The sequence below is a fragment of the Mycobacterium sp. NPDC050551 genome (genome assembly GCF_040674075.1).
Classification (GTDB): domain Bacteria; phylum Actinomycetota; class Actinomycetes; order Mycobacteriales; family Mycobacteriaceae; genus Mycobacterium.
Genome location: NZ_JBFARC010000001.1, coordinates 1,200,982 through 1,220,887, shown reverse-complemented (window position 1 = coordinate 1,220,887; position 19,906 = coordinate 1,200,982). Strand labels below are relative to the sequence as shown.

The 19,906-nt window shown below is 70.2% G+C and carries 20 protein-coding genes; 18 read left to right on the top strand and 2 right to left on the bottom strand.

Translation table 11 applies throughout. The annotated features are described in order from the left end of the window. From AB0K11_RS05865 to AB0K11_RS05805, 13 genes are all read left to right on the top strand, one after another. Entirely contained in the window at positions 1 to 1,593 is a 1,593-nt protein-coding gene (locus AB0K11_RS05865) for an MCE family protein (protein ID WP_364973242.1), read from the top strand. After that, positions 1,590 to 2,645, top strand: a complete 1,056-nt coding sequence (locus AB0K11_RS05860; protein WP_364973240.1) for an MlaD family protein — start codon at positions 1,590 to 1,592, stop codon at positions 2,643 to 2,645. The genes AB0K11_RS05865 and AB0K11_RS05860 overlap by 4 nt, the downstream gene beginning before the upstream one ends. After that, positions 2,638 to 3,669: an MlaD family protein gene (locus AB0K11_RS05855; RefSeq protein ID WP_364973238.1), complete on the top strand. Its 1,032-nt coding sequence runs from the start codon at positions 2,638 to 2,640 to the stop codon at positions 3,667 to 3,669. The genes AB0K11_RS05860 and AB0K11_RS05855 overlap by 8 nt, the downstream gene beginning before the upstream one ends. Next, complete coding sequence (locus AB0K11_RS05850; protein ID WP_364973235.1) at positions 3,666 to 4,781, top strand: MCE family protein; 1,116 nt, start codon at positions 3,666 to 3,668, stop codon at positions 4,779 to 4,781. Before AB0K11_RS05855 ends, AB0K11_RS05850 begins: the two co-directional genes overlap by 4 nt. A 20-nt stretch (positions 4,782 to 4,801) precedes the next feature. After that, positions 4,802 to 5,992, top strand: coding sequence for an MCE family protein (locus AB0K11_RS05845; RefSeq protein WP_364973765.1), 1,191 nt, complete (start codon positions 4,802 to 4,804; stop codon positions 5,990 to 5,992). Further along, positions 5,989 to 7,239, top strand: coding sequence for an MlaD family protein (locus AB0K11_RS05840; protein ID WP_364973234.1), 1,251 nt, complete (start codon positions 5,989 to 5,991; stop codon positions 7,237 to 7,239). The genes AB0K11_RS05845 and AB0K11_RS05840 overlap by 4 nt, the downstream gene beginning before the upstream one ends. Before the next feature lie 22 nt (positions 7,240 to 7,261). After that, positions 7,262 to 7,837 (top strand): hypothetical protein, encoded by a 576-nt coding sequence (locus tag AB0K11_RS05835; RefSeq protein ID WP_364973232.1) that lies wholly within the window; start codon positions 7,262 to 7,264, stop codon positions 7,835 to 7,837. Positions 7,838 to 7,842: 5 nt separating this feature from the next. Beyond that, positions 7,843 to 8,625, top strand: coding sequence for a mannan-binding protein (locus AB0K11_RS05830; RefSeq protein WP_364973230.1), 783 nt, complete (start codon positions 7,843 to 7,845; stop codon positions 8,623 to 8,625). Between the two features lie 34 nt (positions 8,626 to 8,659). Further along, positions 8,660 to 9,616: an o-succinylbenzoate synthase gene (locus AB0K11_RS05825; RefSeq protein ID WP_364973227.1), complete on the top strand. Its 957-nt coding sequence runs from the start codon at positions 8,660 to 8,662 to the stop codon at positions 9,614 to 9,616. A 122-nt stretch (positions 9,617 to 9,738) separates the two neighbouring features. Beyond that, positions 9,739 to 10,956, top strand: coding sequence for a TetR/AcrR family transcriptional regulator (locus AB0K11_RS05820; RefSeq protein WP_364973225.1), 1,218 nt, complete (start codon positions 9,739 to 9,741; stop codon positions 10,954 to 10,956). A gap of 121 nt (positions 10,957 to 11,077) precedes the next feature. Continuing rightward, the gene (locus AB0K11_RS05815) at positions 11,078 to 11,425 is read left to right on the top strand and encodes a hypothetical protein (RefSeq protein ID WP_364973223.1); all 348 of its coding nucleotides are present in this window, start codon (positions 11,078 to 11,080) and stop codon (positions 11,423 to 11,425) included. Between the two features lie 54 nt (positions 11,426 to 11,479). Beyond that, positions 11,480 to 12,448, top strand: coding sequence for a helix-turn-helix domain-containing protein (locus AB0K11_RS05810; RefSeq protein WP_364973221.1), 969 nt, complete (start codon positions 11,480 to 11,482; stop codon positions 12,446 to 12,448). Between the two features lie 15 nt (positions 12,449 to 12,463). After that, the gene (locus tag AB0K11_RS05805; RefSeq protein WP_364973219.1) at positions 12,464 to 13,204 is read left to right on the top strand and encodes a DJ-1/PfpI family protein; all 741 of its coding nucleotides are present in this window, start codon (positions 12,464 to 12,466) and stop codon (positions 13,202 to 13,204) included. 31 nt (positions 13,205 to 13,235) lie between these two features. Here AB0K11_RS05805 and AB0K11_RS05800 read toward each other — a convergent pair whose 3' ends face one another. Beyond that, positions 13,236 to 14,615, bottom strand: a complete 1,380-nt coding sequence (locus AB0K11_RS05800) for a cytochrome P450 (RefSeq protein ID WP_364973216.1) — start codon at positions 14,613 to 14,615, stop codon at positions 13,236 to 13,238. Between the two features lie 72 nt (positions 14,616 to 14,687). Here AB0K11_RS05800 and AB0K11_RS05795 point away from each other — a divergent pair, with 72 nt between their 5' ends. The 4 genes from AB0K11_RS05795 to AB0K11_RS05780 all read left to right on the top strand — a co-directional run bounded on the left by AB0K11_RS05795 (position 14,688) and on the right by AB0K11_RS05780 (position 18,258). After that, positions 14,688 to 15,188, top strand: coding sequence for a nitroreductase/quinone reductase family protein (locus AB0K11_RS05795; protein ID WP_364973212.1), 501 nt, complete (start codon positions 14,688 to 14,690; stop codon positions 15,186 to 15,188). 72 nt (positions 15,189 to 15,260) lie between these two features. Then, positions 15,261 to 16,043: an alpha/beta hydrolase gene (locus tag AB0K11_RS05790; protein WP_364973210.1), complete on the top strand. Its 783-nt coding sequence runs from the start codon at positions 15,261 to 15,263 to the stop codon at positions 16,041 to 16,043. Positions 16,044 to 16,045: 2 nt separating this feature from the next. After that, positions 16,046 to 17,692, top strand: coding sequence for a 2-succinyl-5-enolpyruvyl-6-hydroxy-3-cyclohexene-1-carboxylic-acid synthase (gene menD, locus AB0K11_RS05785; RefSeq protein ID WP_364973208.1), 1,647 nt, complete (start codon positions 16,046 to 16,048; stop codon positions 17,690 to 17,692). Positions 17,693 to 17,694: 2 nt separating this feature from the next. Then, a complete protein-coding gene (locus AB0K11_RS05780) occupies positions 17,695 to 18,258 on the top strand; it encodes a DUF3592 domain-containing protein (RefSeq protein WP_364973762.1) in 564 nt (187 codons plus the stop codon). Here the strand turns inward: AB0K11_RS05780 and AB0K11_RS05775 are convergent. Further along, complete coding sequence (locus AB0K11_RS05775; RefSeq protein ID WP_364973206.1) at positions 18,240 to 19,313, bottom strand: DUF2330 domain-containing protein; 1,074 nt, start codon at positions 19,311 to 19,313, stop codon at positions 18,240 to 18,242. The two genes, AB0K11_RS05780 and AB0K11_RS05775, sit on opposite strands and share 19 nt — an antisense overlap. Before the next feature lie 86 nt (positions 19,314 to 19,399). Here AB0K11_RS05775 and AB0K11_RS05770 point away from each other — a divergent pair, with 86 nt between their 5' ends. After that, a complete protein-coding gene (locus tag AB0K11_RS05770) occupies positions 19,400 to 19,900 on the top strand; it encodes an SRPBCC family protein (protein WP_364973203.1) in 501 nt (166 codons plus the stop codon). Positions 19,901 to 19,906 lie beyond the last annotated feature (6 nt).

Sequence of the window (19,906 nt, the reverse complement as noted above, 5' to 3'; positions counted from 1 at the left end):
GTGGCCAACTCCTTTGAACTCGACGGCCGCGGACCGTCGGACCGTCAACTGCTCGGCAGCGGTGTCGCCGTGCTGCTCGTCGCGGTACTGGTGACCGGCGCCCTGCTGGTCAAGTCGACCGGCCGGCTCGAGGATTACGTCCGGGTGGTGGCTGATCTCGTCAACGTCGGCGACGGGTTGCCGCAGCGGTCCGACGTCAAATACCACGGTGTGCTCGTCGGCTCGGTCGACGGCGTCGTCCCTGCCGCGGACGGTAGGCCGAACCACGTGCAGATCGCCCTGAATGCCGGTTATGCGCAGGCGATTCCAGCCACCGTCACCGCACGCGTGGTGCCGAGCAACGTGTTCGCCGTGTCGTCGGTGCAGCTCGTCGACCGCGGGCCGGCGGCCCCGATCCGCGAGGGTGCCCGCATTCCCGAGGACGTCGAGCTGCCGACGGTGCTGTTCCAGACCACCATCAGCAAGCTGCGTGACATCCTCGCCGCGACCGGCCGGGGCCGCGAGGACAAGACGGTCGGACTGCTGGCCGCCGTCGGCGCGGCCACCGACAACCGCCGCGTCGAGCTCCTCACCGGCGGTGCCCAACTGAGCCGGCTCATCGACGAGCTCGACGCGATCGTCACCACCGACGTCGACAGCCCGTCGACGGTCTCGGCACTGATCGATGCCACCCGCGGCCTGCAGGACACCGCGCCGGACCTGTTCGACGCGTTGCACCAGGCGGTGCGTCCGATGCAGGTGCTCGTCGAGCAGCGCGCCCAGCTCACCGATCTCATCGACGGCGGCACCCACACCATGGGCACCACCCACACCGCGTTGACCAATCACACCGACCGGCTGGTGCGCATCACCTCCGAGCTCACCCCGGTGATCGGCAACCTGGCGCAGACCTCACACCACTGGGTCCCGGCGTTCGTCAAGCTCGACGGCCTGTCGAAGAAGTTCTTCGACGAGGTGTGGATGCCACACCTCGACACCGGCAACATGCGGGTCAATCTGTCGTTCACCCCGAGCTACACCTACAGCCGTCCGGACTGCCCGCAGTACGGCGAGCTCAAGGGCCCGAGCTGCTACACCGCGCCGCTCGTGCCGACCCGGCCCGAACTGCCCGACACCCTGTTGCCGCAGAACTACCAGCCGCCGAAGGACCTGGCGCCCCCGCCCGGCACCGTCGTCGGCCCGTCCGGCAACCTGGTCGCGGTCGGGCCGCCGCTGATCAACCCCAATCCCAGTCTGGCCGACCCGAATCCGCCGCTACCGGCCTGGATGCCGCCGGCACCGCCGGTGCCGGGCACCGCCAACCCGGCGCTGTTGCCGCCCCCGCCACCCGGCCCACCGACGCCGGCCGCGCCGGTCGCGCCCCGCGCGCCGATCTGGCCCGAACCACCGGGTCCGCCGCCGCTACTTCCCGCGGAGGCCGCGCCGGCGTCCTTCGGCGGCAACGTCGGTCCCGTCGGCAGCCCGCAGGAACGGGAGCAGCTGAGCCTGGTGACCGGCAGGCCCGCTACGCCCGCCACCCAACTGCTGCTCGGGCCGATCGCCCGCGGGACCACGGTCTCGCCGGCAACACGCCAGGAGGGGAGCACCGGATGAAGTACCGCGGCGCATTGGTGGGCCTGTCGCTCTTCATGGTCGTGGCCGTCACGTTGACGTGGCTGGTGTACGTCACGTTGCGGCGCGACGTCGCGGGCACGACGGCGCCGTACGCGGCGATGTTCTCCGACGTGTACGGCCTGCGGGTGGGCGATGACGTCCGGATGGCCGGGGTGCGGGTCGGGCGCGTCGAGAACATCGAACTGCAGGGCGACAAGGCCAAGGTGTCCTTCGCCGTGCAGACCGACCAGCAGGTGCTCGGAACCACCGTCGCCTCGGTGACGTACCAGAACATCGTCGGCCAGCGCTATCTCGGGCTGACGCTGGGCAGCCTCGGCGAGCCCGGACCGCTGCCGGCCGGCAGCGTGATCCCCGTCGAGCGCACCGACCCGTCCTTCGACGTGGGCACGCTGCTCAACGGTTACGAACCACTGTTCAGCGTGCTCAACCCCCGCGACGCGGACAACCTCACCAAGGGTGTCCTGCAGTCGCTGCAGGGTGACGAGTCGGCCATCACCACCCTGGTCGACCAGACCTCACAGCTCACCGATGCCTTCGCCGGTCGGGATCAGGTGCTGGGCAACGTCATCGACAGTCTGAACCGGGTGTTCGGTACCCTCGCGGCGCAGAACTCCAACCTCGACCAGGTGCTGGCCCAGACTCAACGGGCGATCACCACCTTCGAGGACCGCAGGCCCGAACTCGTGGACTCCGTGGGGTCGATCTCCCGTGTCACGCAGCAACTCTCGACCGTCACCGACGAGGTGTACCCGGCGCTCAACGAACTGGTCATGCGCGAACCCGGCTTCGCGCAGCACATGGTCGGCATCGAACCACAGCTCGCGTTCACCGGGGCGAACCTGCCGCTGCTGCTCAAGGGATTCGGCCGGATCACCAACGAGGGCGCCTTCGCGAACGCCTATGCGTGCGACCTGAACGCCACCGGCTTCTTCCCCGGACTCAACGACGTGGTGCCGATCATCGTCAACGCGGCCACCCCGGGTAACCGGGCATGGCACACCCCGAGGTGCAGGAACATGGCCGATGGCTGAGACACGGAGAAGACGCGCGCTCGAGGACTACAGCAAGCCGTGGCTGGGAGCCATCGCGATCGCGGTGATCGCGGTGCTGGTCGGGTCCATGCTGCTGGTCAAACTGTCGGGCGCGGGCTACCGGACCTACACCGCACAGTTCCTGCAGGCCGCCGCGCTGCAGAAGGGCAACCCGATCACCATCGCCGGTATCCAGGTGGGCGAGGTGACCGGCATGGAACTGGTGGGCGACCGCGTCGAGGCCCGCCTGCGGGTGCGCGACAACGTGACGCTGGGGGAGGACACCCGGGCGATCATCAAGATCACCACGATCCTCGGATCACGCTATCTGGCACTGCAACCCGCCGGACCGGGTGAGGTGCCCGACCGCACCATCGACCTGGCGCACACCGAGGTGCCCTACGACCTGCAGGAGGCGCTGGCCGACGTCACCACCACCTACGAACAGGTCGACTCCGACCAGTTCGCCGAATCGCTCGGCGTGCTCGGCGCCCAGCTGCACACCCTGCCGCCCGTGGTCCCGCAGGCCGTGCAGAACATCCACACCCTGTCTTCGATCGTCGCCGAACGCCGGGACCAACTCGGGTCGCTGCTGAAGACCACCGAAACAGTCAGCAGCACCCTGGAGCGCCAGCACGCCAACATCGCCAACATGGTCCGTCAAGGTCAGGAGCTGATCGGCGAATTCGTGCTGCGGCGCGACAGCTTTCACGCCATGATGCAGGCGATCACCAACCTCGTCGAGACCCTCAGCGGCATCGTCATCGACGACCGGCCGGAGCTGGAGAACCTGCTGCGCAACGTACGGGCGCTCAGCGACATGCTCGGCCAGCACGACGACCTGCTGCGCAGCACACTGCAGGCAGGCCCGGTCGCCCTGAGAGGACTGGCCAACGCCACCGGAACCGGCAACGCGGTGGACCTCAACGCCGCCAACGGCCTCGTCGTCGACTCGTGGATGTGCGCCATCAGCGGCCGGGCCAAGCAGTTCGGCATGATCGAGTACTTCAAGGACTGCAAGTGAGCCGCAGGACGAAACTGCTCAGCGTCGGCGTCACCGGCCTGGTGCTGGCGCTGCTCGTCGCCGCGGTCGGCGTCACCTACCTGAAGGACCGCAGCGACGCGATCACCGTGACCGCCCAGTTCGACAGCGCCGCAGGGCTCTACGTCAACAACTCCATCGCCGTGCTCGGGATGCCGGTGGGCACGGTCACCGAGATCACGCCGAAGGGCGGATACGTCGAGGTGAAGTTCACCGTCGACGGTGACGTCAAGGTGCCCGCGGATGCGATGGCCGTCACCGTGTCCAACTCGATCCTCACCGACCGCCAGATCGAGCTCACCCCGCCCTACCGGGACGGCCCGACGCTGCAGGACCACGACACCATCGGCCTGAACCGGACCAAGACGCCGGTCGAATTCGCGCGGGTGCTCGACGTCCTCGACAAGCTGTCCACCTCGCTGCGCGGCGACGGCCGGGGCGGCGGCCCCGTCGCCGACGTGGTCGATGCCAGCGCCGCGATCGCCGACGGCAACGGCCAGGACATGAAGACCGCGCTCGACGAGTTGTCGAAGGCGTTGCGGCTCAGCGCCGACGGCGGCGAGCAGACCCGGGACCAGCTCACCACGATCGTGCGCAACGTCAGTTCGCTGCTCGACGCCGCCGCGCGCAACGACGCCACCCTGCGCGACTTCGGCAGCACCATCGGGCAGCTGAGCCAGATCCTCGCCGACGAGAACCTCGGCACCGGCACCACCGGCCGTCAGCTCAACGAGGTGCTGAAACAGACGGGCGAGGTGCTCGACACCCACCGGGACGAGATCAAGCAGATCGTCCGCAACGGGAACACGACGGTGACGACCGCCGTCGAACACCAGCGAGACCTCGCCGAGTTCCTCGACGTGGCGCCGATGACGCTGGACAACCTCTACAACACCGTCGACCAGGTCAACGGCTCGGTCCGCGTCCGGGTGATGACCGACCGGGTGCTGTTCGAGAGCGCGGCGATCAAAGAGGTGTGCAACATGATGGGGCTGCGCCAACTTGGTTGCAGCACAGGGACACTGCAGGACTTCGGTCCCGACTTCGGGCTGACCTATGTGCTCGACGGTCTGGCCGCGATGGGGCAGAAGTGACCACTGGCCGCCGCAGACTCATGGCGCCGCTGGCGCTGGCGCTGTGCCTGAGCACGTCGGCGTGCGCGACCGAGGGCCTGGCCAGCCTGCCGCTGCCGGCCCCCGGCGTGACCTCGGGCGGCTGGACATTGACCGCGGTGTTCACCAACGCGCTCAACCTGCCGGCCAACGCGAAGGTCAAGCTGGCCGGCGCCGACGTGGGCCAGCTCGAGTCGATGGTCGCGCGCAACTACACCGCGGTGGCCACGATGCGCATCATGGACGGCGTGCGGCTGCCGGTCGGCAGCACCGCCGAACTGCGTTCCGCCACGCCGCTGGGTGACGTGTTCGTCGCGGTGAAACCGCCCGGCGGGACAGGCGCCGGCGTGCCGTTGCTGAAGGACGGCGACACCATCGGCTTGGACGCCACCACTGCGGCCGCCACGGTCGAGTCGGTGCTGAGTTCGGCCGCGATACTGGTCAACGGCGGCGCGGTGCGAAACTTCACCAACATCATCAACGGTCTCGGCAAGGCCACCGGCGACCAGGGTCAGGCGTTCGGCGATCTCATTCACCGGACCAACGGCGTCCTCGCCAAGCTCAATTCACGATCCGAACAGCTCTCCACCGCGATGACCGATCTGTCGGCGCTGGCCGACCAGCTCGACGCGAAGAACCAGACGATCACCGATGTGATGGCGGCGGCGGGTCCGGCGACCGAGACGCTCGCCGCGCACACCACGCAGGTGGCCGACCTGGTGGCGCAGGTCGGTGACACCACCGAGCAGCTCAGGAAGTTCCCGTCGATCGCCGGCACCGACACCAGCGGACGCAGCGTCATCGGCGACGCCAACACCATCGCCGCGGCGTGGAACGACGTGGTGCTGACGCCGGACGCCACCCTGCACTCGCTGAACCGGCTGATGCCGCCCCTGGTGAAATCCACCTCCAGCAATGCGATCTCGACCCGCGTCAGCATCGACCGGCTGGTGCTGGGTTCCATCCCCGACATCGGCTTCAAGGGCGACGTCGGCCTGCACGGTCCGAAGCGGTACAACTGGCATCAGCTCGTCGGGACGTTCCAGTACACGCTGTGGCGGCTGCAGGAGCGCATCGTGGGCAAGGGCCCGGGGGTGCCGCAGGTGCCGGTGATGCCCAGCCCGACCGAACCCGGCGTGGTCGTGACGGTGCCGCCACCGCCGCCGCCCGCCGGCCCGGAGCCGCCGCGATGATCGGCGCGATCGCCGACCTCGTCGTCCGGGTGGTCCGCGCCGGCCACCGCCGCCGCGCCTGGCTGTCCGCGGTGGCGCTCACGCTCACGCTGGTGGTCGCCACCGGTTATCTGCTGATCGGTGCGTTGCGGATCGACCCGCTCGCGTCGACGTACCGGCTCACCATCGAACTGCCGGAGTCCGGCGGCCTGCTGCCCGATCAGGACGTCACCCTTCGCGGCGTGCCGATCGGCCGGGTGGAACGGCTCGACATCACGCCGTCGGGCGTCAACGCCATCGTCGCCGTGACGTCGACGGTGGACATCCCCGCGTCGAGCGACGTCCGGGTGTCGGGACTCTCACCCGCGGGGGAGCAGTACATCGACTTCGCCGCGAACAGTGACCGCGGCCCGTACCTGCGTGACGGCGGCGTCATCGCCCAGGGCAGGGCCACCGTCCCGGTCCCGCTAGCCCAGCTGCTCGCCGACGCCGACGGCATGCTCGCGCAGGTGGACCCCGGCAAGCTGGAGCTGATCCGCCGCGAGCTGAGCCTGAGCGACGAGGGTCCGCGCAAGCTCACCGACATCATCGACGGCGGCACGTTCCTGCTGTCGACGCTGGACTCGGTGCTGCCCGAGACCACCAGCATGCTGCGCAGCAGCCGGGTGGTGCTGACGCTGGCCGCCGACAAGAACGCCGGAATCGCCGTCGCCAACCAGAATCTCGCCAGCACGCTCGCAGGGGTGGACCGGATGCGGGAGGGCTACCGGCGGCTCACCGAGCAGGCGCCTGAAGCGTTGCACAGTGTCGACAACCTGTTCGCCGACAACTCCGACACCATGGTCCAGCTGCTGGGCAATCTGACCACCACGTCGCAGCTGTTGTATCTGCGGGTGCCCGCGCTCAACGCGCTGTTTCCCCCTCACCGCGGATCGGTGCTCGACGCACTCGGCAGCGTCATGCACGACAACGGCATCTGGGCCACCGGCGATGCCTATCCCCGCTACGCCTGCGACTACGGCACGCCGCGCCGGCCACCGTCGGCGGCCGACTATCCCGAGCCGTTCATGTACACCTACTGCCGCGACGACCATCCCGGCGTGCTCGTCCGCGGCGCCAAGAACGCGCCGCGCCCGGCGGGCGACGACACCGCCGGTCCACCGCCGGGTGCCGACCTCGGCAGGACCACCGACCCGACACCCAAAGGCCGGTTCACGATTCCCACCCCGTACGGCGGTCCCGTGCTGCCCATCGAGCCGCCCCGATAGCCCGACGAAGAAGGAGGTCGACGTGACCGTGACGTCCGACAGTGAAGCCGACGAGGACATTGAAACCTCCGCCGAGGAGGAGAAGGAGGAGGACGCCGCCGACGTCCCACCCGAACGGCGTGGGCGCAGGCGGCTACTCGCCGGCACCGTCGCGGCGGTGGTCGTCGCGTCGCTCGCCGGCTGCGGATACCTCGGCTGGACCGTGTGGCAGGACCGGGCGGCCACCCGGGCGGGCGAGCAGGCCCGCGAGGCCGCCGTGGCCTACGCGCAGGTGCTCACCAGCATCGACGCGAACAAGGTGGACGAGAACTTCGACCAGGTCCTCGACGGCGCCACCGGCGAGTTCAAGGACATGTACTCGCAGTCGAGCATGCAGCTGCGCCAGCTCCTCATCGACAACAAGGCGACGGCACACGGCGTCGTCCTGGAATCGGCCGTGCAATCGCAGTCGAAGGACCGGGTGGTGGTGCTGCTCTTCGTCGACCAGTCGGTGACGAACACCAGCATGCCCGATCCGCGAATCGACCGGAGCCGCATCAAGATGACGATGGAGCACGTCGACGGACACTGGCGCACAAGCAAAGTCGAACTCCCCTGACGGCCGTGAGGTTCGGCGCACTCCTCTCGGCGGCCGTCGCGGTGACGACGGCGCTCGTGACGGCGCCGGGCGCCGCGGCATCGGCCGCCACCTTCTGCGGCGAGCTCGACGGCGCGTGGGACGGTCGGTACTGCCGGATGTCGGTGCTGTCGGAACGCAAGGCAACCCGCGACATCAAGGTGGCCATCCCGGAGGAATTGGTGGCCGATCCCGTCGCGGGCCCGGTCATCCGCGACTACCTGACCACGCTGGTCGACAATTGGCGGCGCGCCGGCGAGCACATGGTTGCCGACAGCTTCGGCGAGGGCAACTACCAGATCATGCGGAGCGGCGGCACGGTGTCGGTGGTGTTCCGCGAGACCTATCACGCCGACGGTCCCGACTTCAACAACGCCTACCGCACCTTCACCTTCGACAATGGTCGCCGCCTGCAGCTCGCGGATCTGGTGCGGCCGGGTGTCGACCCGCTCATCGCGATTCCGCCACTGGCGCAACCGTTCGTCGGACAGGCACTCGCGGTCGCCCCACCGCCGCACCAACCCGCCACGTACCCGTTCGTTCCCGACCGCTGGACACCCGACAAGGTCTACTCGGGGGCGTATAAGGCGTGGGCGCTCAGCGGCGGTGAACTGATCCTGTACATGCCCGATTACCCGGTCGCCCACGACACTCCACTGAACTTCTCGCCGGGCCTGCCGCAGTGGGCGATGGACGGCGGCACGGTGCAGGCCCACATCCCGCTCACCGCACTGGCGCCGATCCTGCGCCCCGAATTCGGCGGGGCCTGAGGCGGCGCGGTGGCCCTGAGGGCACTATGGGGACGTGCCCGACCTGGCTGACGTCCTGGACCGCCTGCACGTCGTCGCGCTGCCGATGCGGGTGCGGTTCCGCGGCATCACGGTGCGGGAGGTGGCGCTGATCGACGGCCCGGCGGGCTGGGGCGAGTTCGGCGCCTTCCCGGAATACGCTCCGCCGGAAGCCGCGGCCTGGCTCTCGGCAGCGCTCGAGGCCGCCTGGGGTGAGCGGCCGGTGCTGCGGCGATCGTCCATCCCGATCAATGCGACGGTGCCCGCGGTCGATGCGGCGCAGGTGCCCGAGGTGCTCGCCCGGTTCCCCGGTGCACGCACCGCGAAGGTGAAAGTGGCCGAGCCGGGCCAGATCCTGGCTGACGACGTCGCACGGGTGAACGCGGTGCGGGCGGCGGTGCCGACGGTGCGCGTCGACGCCAACGGCGGGTGGACCGTGGACGAAGCTGTTGCCGCCGCGGCGGCGCTCACCGCCGACGGTCCGCTGGAGTACCTCGAACAGCCCTGTGCCACAGTGCCCGAACTCGCCGAACTGCGGCGACGGATCGACGTCCTCGTCGCGGCCGACGAGAGTATCCGAAAGGCCGAGGACCCGCTGCGGGTGGTACGCGCCGACGCCGCGGACATCGCCGTGGTCAAGGTGGCCCCGCTGGGCGGCGTGCGCCGACTGCTCGACATCGCCGGGCAGGTCGGGATTCCGGTGGTGGTGTCCAGCGCACTGGACTCGGCGGTGGGCATCTCCCGCGGTCTGCTCGCGGCGGCGGCGCTGCCGACACTCACGCACGCCTGCGGGCTGGGCACCGGCGGCCTGTTCGTCGACGACGTGGCCGAATCGCTGTTGCCGGTCGACGGGCAGCTGCCCGCCCGTCCCGTCGACCCCGACCCCGCCCGGTTGACGGCGCTGGCCGCAACGCCCGAGCGGCGGGACTGGTGGATCCGCCGGATCACCGAGTGCCTCCCGCTCACCCGGTGACATCCGTGATGTTAACGACTGTTCGACAACGCTGCGACGGATCAATACCGGTGAAGTGTGATTCTCGCGGCACTAAACTGATGACTGTTCTGCCGATGACGTCCGGCGGATAGGGTGACGTCATGCCTCCCGCCGCAGGAGTCCGCGCGGACCGCCGCAAGCGACCCAAGGACCGGAAGCAGCAGATCGCCGGTGTGTCGGCAGAGGCCTTCAGTGAGCTCGGCTACCACGGGGTCAGCATGGAGGACATCGCCGGCCGGGTCGGCGTCACCGCGGCCTCGCTCTACCGGCACTACTCCCGCAAGTACGACCTGTTCCGCGCCGCGGTCCTGGGTCTCGGCGAGCAACTGGACGAGTGCACCGCGTTCCTCGACTCCGAGATCACGGCACCGGAGCGCACCTGGGACCGCGCCGTGGACGCCCTGGTCGACGCGACACTGAAGAACCGGACCAGCGGTGGCCTCTACCGCTGGGAGGGCCGCTACCTCGAACCCGACGACCAGCTGACGCTCAACGGCCAGATCAAACTCGTGAACCGCCGCCTGCAGCAACCGCTTTCGATACTGCGGCCGGACCTGGACTCACGTCAGCGCTGGATACTGTCCTCCGCGGTGCTCAGCGTCATCGGCAGCATCACCGACCACCGTGCGCGACTGCCGAACGAACGCGTGCGCGCGACGCTGGCCGCGATCACCCGCGCGGTGCGCGACGCGGAGTTGCCCTCCGAAGTCCCAGACCCGGCGACGCCGCCGGTCAGGACGGTGGGCGCCGCCGCAGGGGAGTACGAGCAGATCCTGCACGCGGCGATGCTGCTGTTCAACGACCGCGGCTACCGCGACACCGGCATGGACGACATCGCCGAGGCGACAGGGCTGGCGACGTCGGCCATCTACCGGTTCTTCACCGGCAAGAGCGCAATCCTGGCCGCGGCCTACCGCCGCGCGGCCGACCGGGTCTCCGGCGACGTGTCCGCGATCCTCGCCGCGGCGGCCGACTGCCATGAGGCGGTCCACGGCCTGGCGGACGCCTATGTGCGCCGGTCGTTCGCGAGTCCCGAGGTGGCCTACGTCTATTACGCCGAACGGGTGAACGTGCCTGCGCCCGACCGGGTGGCGCTGCACAACATGCAGCGCGCGACCGTGGAGGCCTGGGTCCGCCAGGTGACCGCCGCGCGGCCGGACCTCGTCGAGGGCGAGGCGCGATTCGCAGTGCACGCGGCGTTCGCACTGGTGGTGGATCTCGGCCGTCTCGTGCAGTATGTCGAGTCCGAGTCGTCACAGGCGGTGGTGCGGGAACTCGTGCTCACCACGCTGCTCGGAGCTGCCGACCGCCGCCGGTAATCCCGCCGGAACGCATGTTCACATGTAGGATTCGACGTATGGTCGGGTGGATCGAACTTGCGTTGTGCCGGTGTCATTCTCGAATACTTGACCGCTCGGGCTGGTGTGGTAGCAGACCAAAATGGTGATGGACATATCGGTCACCACCATCGGCATCGGGCAACTGCGCAGCGACACCCGTGGCTACCTCGAGCGCGCCGAGTCCGGCGAGGTCTTCGAGGTGCTCAGGCGCGGCAGGCCTGCCGCCCGGCTGTGCGGCGTCGACCGCCCGCAAGTGCACGGCGTCGGGGTGACGCTGGCGGACCTTCGCGCCTGCGCCGGCCGCATTCTCGGCCGGGTGGCGGCGGGCGAGACCGTCGCGATCGAACTCGACGGCCGCGCCGTAGCCGCCCTGCAACCGTGCGACGTGCCGGTCCGCGTCAAGCCGAGCCGAATCAGGACCGCCTATCGGCACACCGCCGTGTCCTGAAGTGTGGGATGCATGGCGTAGACGCCACGGCCTGGCTACCTGACACTGAGGAGCATGCGGCGGTCGGTGGTGCTCCTCGGGTTCCCCGGAGTGCAGGCGCTCGACCTGGTGGGGCCCTTCGAGGTGTTCACCGGCGCGACGCTGGCCCTGGCCGCCGACGGCCGGGACGAGGACGGCTACGACGTCGTCGTCGCCTCGGTGGACGGCGAAGCGGTGACGACGGGTGCCGGGCTGGCCTTCGTCGCGCAACCACTGCCCGATGCGCGCCTCCCGGTCGACACCGTCGTGCTGCCCGGCGGGTGGGGGGTCGAGGCGTTGAAGCGCGACAGCGCCGCCGTCGCCTGGGTCCGCGCCTCGGCCGCACACGCGCGGCGCGTCGTCAGCGTCTGCACCGGCGCGTTCATCGCCGCGGAGGCCGGACTGCTCGACGGCTGCCCGGCCACCACGCACTGGGCGTTCGCGGCGCAGCTGGCACGCGAATATCCCTTCGTCGCAGTGGATCCGGAGCCGATCTTCGTGCGCAGCTCCGAGCAGGTGTGGACCGCCGCCGGGGTGACGGCGGGTATCGACCTGGCGCTGTCGCTGGTCGAGGACGATTACGGCACCGACATCGCGCAGACGGTGGCCCGCTGGCTGGTGCTCTACCTGCGCAGGCCCGGCGGGCAGACGCAGTTCGCCGCGCCGGTGTGGTTGCCGCGGGCCAGGCGTACACCCATCCGCGAGGTGCAGGACTCGATCGACGCCGAACCCGGTGCCGCACACAGCATCGCGGACCTGGCGCGCCGGGCGGCGATGAGTCCCCGGCATTTCACCCGGGTCTTCACCGACGAGGTCGGCGTGCCGCCCAGCGCGTACGTCGAGCGGATCCGGACCGACGCGGCCCGCCGCCAACTCGAGGAGACCGACGACACCGTCACCGCCATCGCGGCCCGATGCGGCTTCGGCACCGCGGAGACCATGCGCCGCAACTTCGTCCGGCGCCTCGGCGTCTCGCCCGACCACTACCGCAGAACATTTGCCTGAGCAGAAGGAATCACCATGCCGCAGATCGCGATCGTCGTCTATCCCGGTTTCACCGCGCTGGACTTCATCGGACCCTACGAGGTGTTGCGCAGCCTTCCCGACGCCGAGGTGCGCTTCGTCTGGCACCAGCCCGGGCCGATCACCGCCGACAGCGGCGTGCTCGTGGTGGGCGCCACCCACTCGTTCGACGAGACACCGTCGCCGGACATCCTGCTGGTTCCCGGCGGCATGACGTCGGTGGAGCACGCCAGGGACGAGAAGCTGCTCGACTGGATCCGCCGCGCCCACACGACGACGGCCTGGACCACCTCGGTGTGCTCGGGTTCGCTCATCCTGGCCGCAGCCGGTGTGCTGGAAGGCCTTCGGGCGACCTCACACTGGGCGATCGTGCCGATGCTCAAGACCTTCGGTGCCATCCCGGTCACCGACGAGCGCGTCGTCCGCGAGGGCAAGGTGGTCACCGCGGCCGGCGTTTCCGCGGGCATCGACCTGGCGATGTGGCTGGCCGGAGAGATCGCCGGTGAGGCGCACGCCAAGGTCACCCAGCTGATCATCGAGTACGACCCCCAGCCGCCGTTCGACAGCGGCCACATGTCCAAGGCGTCGGCGTCGACCAAGGCCGCCGCGGCGGCGGCGCTGGCCAAGGACACCGTGTTCACCCACCGCCAGCTCGGCCAGTCGACGATGCTGCTGTGGGACCGCGCCCTGGCCGCCGTCCGATCGCGCCGCTCCAAGACGGCGACTTCGGCGCGCTGACCGTCGCTGGGCGAACGAGACCGCGCCGAAATCACCGCCGCGCGCGCACCCGCGCCGGGATCGGGCCGTCGGCCACGGTGGTGAACGGCACGGCGAGCGGGAAGTCGTCGTCGCCGGAGGTGATCTCGACGTCGCGCAGCACGGTCGCGACCGAGAGCACGAGCTCGAGCATGGCGAAGTGGTCGCCGATGCACGTCCGCGTCCCGCCGCCGAACGGGATGTACTGCCAGCGGTCGAGCTTCCCGAAGTTCTGCGCGCTGAACCGGTCCGGGTCGAATCGCAGGGGGTCCTCCCACAGCGCCGGGTCGCGCTGCATGCCGTAGATGCCGACCAGCACCATGCTGCCCGCCTCGACCCGGCAGCCGGCGACCTCGATGTCGCGCATGGCGGTTCGGCCGGCCACCGACACCGGCGGGCACAGCCGCAGCGCCTCGTGCACCACCTGCGTGGTGTACGGCAGCCGGCTGACGTCGTCGGCGGTCAGGGTGCGGTCACCGAGTGCGGCGGCCTCGGCGGCCACCCGGTCGGCGATGTCGCGGTGGTGGCCCAGCGCCCACAACGCGTAGGCGATGGTGGTGGCCGTGGTGTCGTGGCCGGCGACGATGAACGCGATCAGGTCGTTGCAGATGTCGTCGTCGGACAGTGTCTGCCCGGTCTCCGGGTCGGTTGCGCCGATCAGCGCGTGCACCAGGGGCGCGTCGATGCCGGGGTCGGCGCGGCACGACGCGAGGATGTCCTCGGCGAGGCGGTGCATCGAGGTGTAGGCGGCCACCGCGCGCCGCCGGGACGGAAGCGGCAGCCAGCGTGGCGGATTGACCGGCCGCATCCCGCGATCGGCGATGTGCGACAGCGCGATGTTGAGCGGTTCGGCCAACGCATACGAACGTTCGTCGAGGTCGATGCCGAGCACCGAACGGCCCAGCGCCCGCATGGTGAGCCGGCGGCTGTCGGCGTCGAGATCGACGTCGACGCCGTCCCCACCCGCTTCGGCCAGCCAGCCGTCGGCGACCATCGCGGCGGCCTGGGCCATGTGGTCGCCGAAGCGGCGCACGTACTGCTTGGTGAACAACGGCTGCAGCGTGCGCTTGCGGGGCAGCCACGGCGCGTTCGGCAGATCGGCGAGGTTGTCGCCCATCAGCATCCGCATCTCGTGGTGCACCGCGGTCCGGTCACACGCATCGTCCTTGCGGCTCAACACGTCTCGTGCGCCGGCGGGCGACATCACCCACACGATCGGCGGCGCGAACCACTTCGGGCCCAGCGTCACCCGGGTGACCTGGCCGCCCGCCTCACGGAACGTCACCTGGCAGGTGTGGGTCTTGCGCACCTCGTCGAGGCGCTGCTTCAGCGGCAGTGGATTCGCCGGCACCAGTGGCAGCGCGGTGACGTCGTTCTCATTGGTGGTGACCATTTCCCCTCCGGCCCGCGGCGCAACGCCTCGAAGCGTAGTTCGGTGCGGCCGCTTCTCGCCTACGATGCCCCGGTGGGTATTCCCGAGGTCGACCCGACGGCAGGTTCGCCGATGCTGCGCATCGGCGCGCGGCTGACCAGTCCCAAGCCCGTGCGCTGGACGCTCAAGCACGTCGCGCACCGCATCGACCGGCCGCTGCTTCGGCTGTCCAAGGGGCGGCTGTCATCGGCGATGGTGACGCCGGAGGTGCTGCTGATCCACACCGGTGCGAGGACGGGCAAGCGGCGGACCACGCCGCTGACCTACTTCACCGACGGCGGCCGGGTCATCGTCATCGCGTCGAACTACGGCGGCTCCCGTCACCCGGCCTGGTACTTCAACGTCACGGCCCATCCGCGGGTGACGCTGTCGGCCGGCGGCCACACCGGCGACTACGTCGCCGAGGAGGTCACCGGTGACGAGCGCGCCCGGCTGTGGCGGCTGGCATGCGAGTTCATCCCCAGCTACGCCGGCTACGAGCAGCTCGCAGGCGACCGCACGATCCCGGTGATCGCCTTCACCCCGGCCCCCTAGCGATTTGTGGAGTCTCAGCCGCGCACACCGCGGCTGATGTTCCACAGATCGCCAGGCGGTAGCGTCGTCGGCGTGAATCTGGCTTACGACGATCGTGGCAAAGGGCAGCCGGTGCTGTTCATCGCCGGTCACGGCGGCGCCGGACGGACCTGGCATCTGCACCAGGTGCCGGCATTCGCCCGGGCCGGTTACCGGACCATCACCTTCGACAACCGCGGCATCGGTGCGACCGCGAACGCCGACGGCTTCGGCACCGAGCAGATGGTCGCCGACACCGCGGCCCTGATCGAGAAGCTCGACCTCGCGCCGGTGCGCCTGGTCGGTGTGTCGATGGGCTCCTACATCGCCCAGGAGCTGATGCTGGCCCGCCCGGAGCTGGTGGACAGCGCGGTGCTGATGGCCACCCGTGGCCGTCACGACAAGGCCCGCGAGCTGTTCCGCCGCGCCGAACTGGAACTGGAGACCTCAGGCGTCACGCTGCCCGCCGCCTACGACGCCAAGATCCGGCTGCTCGAGAACTTCTCGCCGAAGACGCTGAACAACGACCGCGTGGTGCAGGACTGGTTCGAGATGTTCACCATGTGGCCGACCCAGTCGACGCCCGGGACGCGCAGCCAGTTCAACGCCTCCCCGACGACCAACCGGTTGCCGGCATACGGCGCGATCCGGCACCGCACGCTGGTGATCGGCTTCGCCGACGACGTCCTGCTGCCCGCCCACCTCAGCCGCGAGGTCGCCGACGCGCTGCCCAACGGCCGCTACCTGGAGATTCCGGACACCGGCCACCTCGGGTTCCTCGAGCACCCCGACGCCGTCAACAAAGCGGCGCTCGATTTCTTCGCCGATAAGCTGTAGCGATGAACCCCTCGACGACGCAGGCCCGTGTCGTCGTCGACGAACTGATTCGCGGCGGCGTCCGTGACGTCGTGCTGTGCCCGGGGTCGCGCAACGCGCCGCTGGCCTTCGCGCTGCACGACGCCGACCGCGCGGGACGGCTGCGCCTGCACGTGCGGATCGACGAGCGCACGGCCGGCTTCCTGGCGATCGGCCTCGCCGTCGCCGAGCGCGCGCCGGTGTGCGTGGCGATGACGTCGGGCACCGCGGTCGCCAACCTCGGCCCCGCCGTCGTCGAGGCCAACTACGCCCGGGTGCCACTGATCGTGCTGAGCGCCAACCGGCCCTACGAGCTGCTGGGCACCGGCGCCAACCAGACCTTCGAGCAGCTGGGCTACTTCGGCACCCAGGTGCGGGAGATGATCAGCCTCGGCCTCGCCGAGGACAATCCGGAACGGATGAGCTCGCTCAACGCCCAGTGGCGGTCGGCGACGTGCCGCGTGTTGGTGGCGGCCACCGGCGCACGCAGCGCCAACGCCGGTCCGGTGCAGTTCGACATCCCGCTGCGCGAGCCGCTGGTGCCCGATGCCCACGACGGCGGACCGGTGCCGCAGGGGCGCCCGGACGGCAAGCCGTGGACACACACGCCGCGGGTGTCGTTCGATCAGCCGGTCGACATCGACCTCACCCCCGACACCGTGGTCATCGCCGGCCACGGCGCAGGCGTGCAGGAGAACCTCGCGGGCCTGCCGACCGTCGCCGAACCCACCGCGCCGCCCGCGGCCAACCCGCTGCACCCGCTCGCCCTTCGGCTGCTGCGGCCCAAGCAGGTCATCATGCTCGGGCGGCCGACGCTGCACCGGCCGGTGTCGGCGCTGCTGGCCGACCCGTCGGTGCCGGTGTACGCGCTGACCACCGGGCCGCGCTGGCCCGACGTCTCGGGCAACTCCCAGGCCACCGGCACCAGGGCGGTCCTATCCGGCGCACCGGACCCGGCCTGGCTGCGGCGGTGCGCCGACGCGCACCGGCATGCGGTCGACGCGGTCCGCGAACAGCTTGCGGCCCACCCCCTGACCACAGGCCTGCACGTGGCCGCCGCGGTGACCGACGCGCTGCGGGCGGGCGACCAGCTGGTGCTCGGCGCGTCGAACCCGGTGCGCGACGCCGCCCTGGTCGGGCTGACCCCGCGCGGAGTGACGGTGCGGTCCAACCGCGGGGTGGCAGGCATCGACGGCACGGTGTCGACCGCCATCGGCGCCGCACTGGCGCACGAGCAGACCGGCAGCGGCGACGAGGTGCCGCGGACCATCGCGCTGCTCGGTGACCTGACGTTCGTGCACGACAGTTCCGGCCTGCTGATCGGTCCGACCGAGCCCACGCCGCGGGACCTGACCATCGTGGTGTCCAACGACAACGGCGGCGGCATCTTCGAACTTCTCGAGCAGGGCGACCCGCGGTTCTCCGACGTGTCGGCACGCGTCTTCGGCACCCCGCACGACGTGGACGTCGGCGCGCTCTGCCGGGCCTATCACGTGGACAGCCGCCAGATCGAGGTCGACGACCTGGCTGACGTGCTCGACGAACCGCACGACGGCATGCGGGTGCTGGAGGTGAAGGCCGACCGGTCGTCGTTGCGGGCGCTGCACGCGTCGATCAGGGCCGCCCTGTGACGCTGCCCGCGGCGTTGCACCGGCTCGTCGATCGGCTGAAGGTGTTGTGGCGCATCGCGATTCCACATCTCTACGGCGACGGCACCGAGACCCGCGCCGAGCGGGTGATCCGCCGGGTCCGCATCGGCGTGGTGATCGCCGCCTGCCTGGTCACCCTGCAGTCTTCGCTGATGGTGCTCGGCGCATGGCGCAACGACCGGCAGATCGAGCGGAACATGGGTGTCGCCGAGGCGAACGTCCTCAGCGCAGGCCCGCGCCGGTCGACGATCGAGTTCGTCACACCGGACCGGGTGACCTACCGGCCCGAACTCGGTGTGCTGTACCCGTCGGAGCTGGAGGCGGGCATGCGGATCTACGTCGAGTACGACGTGAACAACCCGGACCTTGTTCGGGTACAGGACCGCAACGCGTCGCTGGCGATCATCCCCGCCGGTTCGATCGCGGTCGTCGGCTGGCTGGTCGCCGGGGCGGCGCTGATGGGGCTGGCGTACCTGCAGAAGCGGCTGCACGTCGAGCCGGCCGACGAGGCCCGCCCCGACGTCGCGGATCAGCCCCTCGTCGGCTGACCGCGGCGCCGCGAGCGGACGATAGCGCCGGCGATCAGCGCGACGACCACGGTGATCCCGTTGACGGCCACCAGCGCGACCAGCACGAGCCCGGTGATGTCGCCGCGGTCGCGGTACCGGTAGATCACCTCCTGGAACGGGGTGTCGGCCGACGCCTGGACGAATACGTAGTCGCCGTCGATCGCGGACGGGTCGTCGATGGTGTTCTTCCATCGCGTCAGGAACGCCGCCTCGCCGGCGTATTCGGCGAGCGCAGGCGGCATCGCCTCGATCCGCCCGGCGAAGGTGAGCGACGGATCATTGCCTGCCACCGGGATCTGCGACGGGTCCATCCGGTGATCGGCCAGCACGGTCAGGTCGACGGTCTGCGGCGTCGTCGCCGACTGCGACAGCCGCATCGGGTAGACCACCTCGTCGGAGCGGAACGACAGGCGCAGCGGCTGCAGGCCACCGGTCAGCGACTCGCCCGCGGCGCCGGGGACCAGCTGGACCGCCACGATCTCCCAGCCGTTCTGTACGTAGGGCGCGAGGTTGCGATCCAGCCCCGGTGGGTGCGGAAAGCCCCGGCCCGCAAGCCAATCGGCGAGCTCGGCCGGATCACCCGCGGTCAGCCGCGTCACGTCGAACGGACCGATGCGCTGCCGGGCGAGCACGTTGACACCGGTCGGGGCCGGCGCACGGGCGGTGTCGGGCGCTTCGCTCGCGAAGCCCTTCATCCAGTCGAAGGTGGGCCACCACGAGTCGCGGTACTCGATGCGCGGCGCGGTGAGCCGGTCGATCTCGTCGAACACCTCCGGCTCGCCGAGGGTGACCCGCGCCGCCGACGGCACCGGCATCACCCAGGCCGCGGACGCCGAACTGCCCCGCACGTCGAAGGACATCAACACGTCCTCGCCGGCGCCGTCCCAGGCGACCAGCGCCCGCTCTTCGGTGACGGCAGGACCCTCCTGCGCGGGGATGTAGGCGCCGCAGCCGCACGCCTGCGCCGGCGCGACCACGCCGGCTGACAGTGCGAGCATGCAGGTCGCGAGCACCACGGCGGCTGACCGCATCATGCGCGTCATCGTATTGCCCGCATGCCGTTTGGCTGCTCCCTTCGCGGGTATCGCGACCCGTCGACGGCATCGGAAGGGAACGGGCGATGAGTGCTCTGGACACCGCGAAGAAGCAGGCGGCCGAGGTGGCCGGGAAGCTGGCCGACCAGCTGCCGCAACGCACGGCCACCCAGTCGGTGACGATCAGCGTTCCGCTCGAGCGCGTCCGGCAGTTCTGGCGCAACCCCGACGAGCTCTCGGTGGTGCTCGGCGACGTCGGCGAGGTTGAGGTCACCGGCCCCGACCGCTACCGGTGGCGGCTGCAGGCCGGTCCGGTGAAGACGACGTGGGAGTCGCGACTGCAGGAGGACATCTCCGGCGTCCGCTTCGCCGGCATCGACGACGACCGCAACGAGATCGTCGTCACCTACCGCGAAGCCCCGCGTGACCTCGGCACCGAGGTGACGGTGCACGCGAAGAGCCCCGCGCCCGGCCTGCTGACGGGTGCGCTCGCGTTCAAGGTGCTCTACCGGGTGCGGGCGCTCCTGCAGACCGGCGAGGTGCCGACCATCCGATCCAATCCGAGCGCGCGCGACTCCGCGCGCTGACGAAAG

What these genes read in the sequence shown, in the direction of transcription:
- AB0K11_RS05775 (WP_364973206.1), bottom strand. Translation starts at nt 19,313, where the DNA reads ATGATGCGGTCAGCCGCCGTGGTGCTCGCGACCTGCATGCTCGCACTG.
- AB0K11_RS05815 (WP_364973223.1), top strand. Translation starts at nt 11,078, where the DNA reads ATGGTGATGGACATATCGGTCACCACCATCGGCATCGGGCAACTGCGC.
- AB0K11_RS05820 (WP_364973225.1), top strand. Translation starts at nt 9,739, where the DNA reads ATGCCTCCCGCCGCAGGAGTCCGCGCGGACCGCCGCAAGCGACCCAAG.
- AB0K11_RS05770 (WP_364973203.1), top strand. Translation starts at nt 19,400, where the DNA reads ATGAGTGCTCTGGACACCGCGAAGAAGCAGGCGGCCGAGGTGGCCGGG.
- AB0K11_RS05855 (WP_364973238.1), top strand. Translation starts at nt 2,638, where the DNA reads ATGGCTGAGACACGGAGAAGACGCGCGCTCGAGGACTACAGCAAGCCG.
- AB0K11_RS05840 (WP_364973234.1), top strand. Translation starts at nt 5,989, where the DNA reads ATGATCGGCGCGATCGCCGACCTCGTCGTCCGGGTGGTCCGCGCCGGC.
- AB0K11_RS05805 (WP_364973219.1), top strand. Translation starts at nt 12,464, where the DNA reads ATGCCGCAGATCGCGATCGTCGTCTATCCCGGTTTCACCGCGCTGGAC.
- AB0K11_RS05810 (WP_364973221.1), top strand. Translation starts at nt 11,480, where the DNA reads ATGCGGCGGTCGGTGGTGCTCCTCGGGTTCCCCGGAGTGCAGGCGCTC.
- AB0K11_RS05800 (WP_364973216.1), bottom strand. Translation starts at nt 14,615, where the DNA reads ATGGTCACCACCAATGAGAACGACGTCACCGCGCTGCCACTGGTGCCG.
- AB0K11_RS05860 (WP_364973240.1), top strand. Translation starts at nt 1,590, where the DNA reads ATGAAGTACCGCGGCGCATTGGTGGGCCTGTCGCTCTTCATGGTCGTG.
- menD (WP_364973208.1), top strand. Translation starts at nt 16,046, where the DNA reads ATGAACCCCTCGACGACGCAGGCCCGTGTCGTCGTCGACGAACTGATT.
- AB0K11_RS05845 (WP_364973765.1), top strand. Translation starts at nt 4,802, where the DNA reads ATGGCGCCGCTGGCGCTGGCGCTGTGCCTGAGCACGTCGGCGTGCGCG.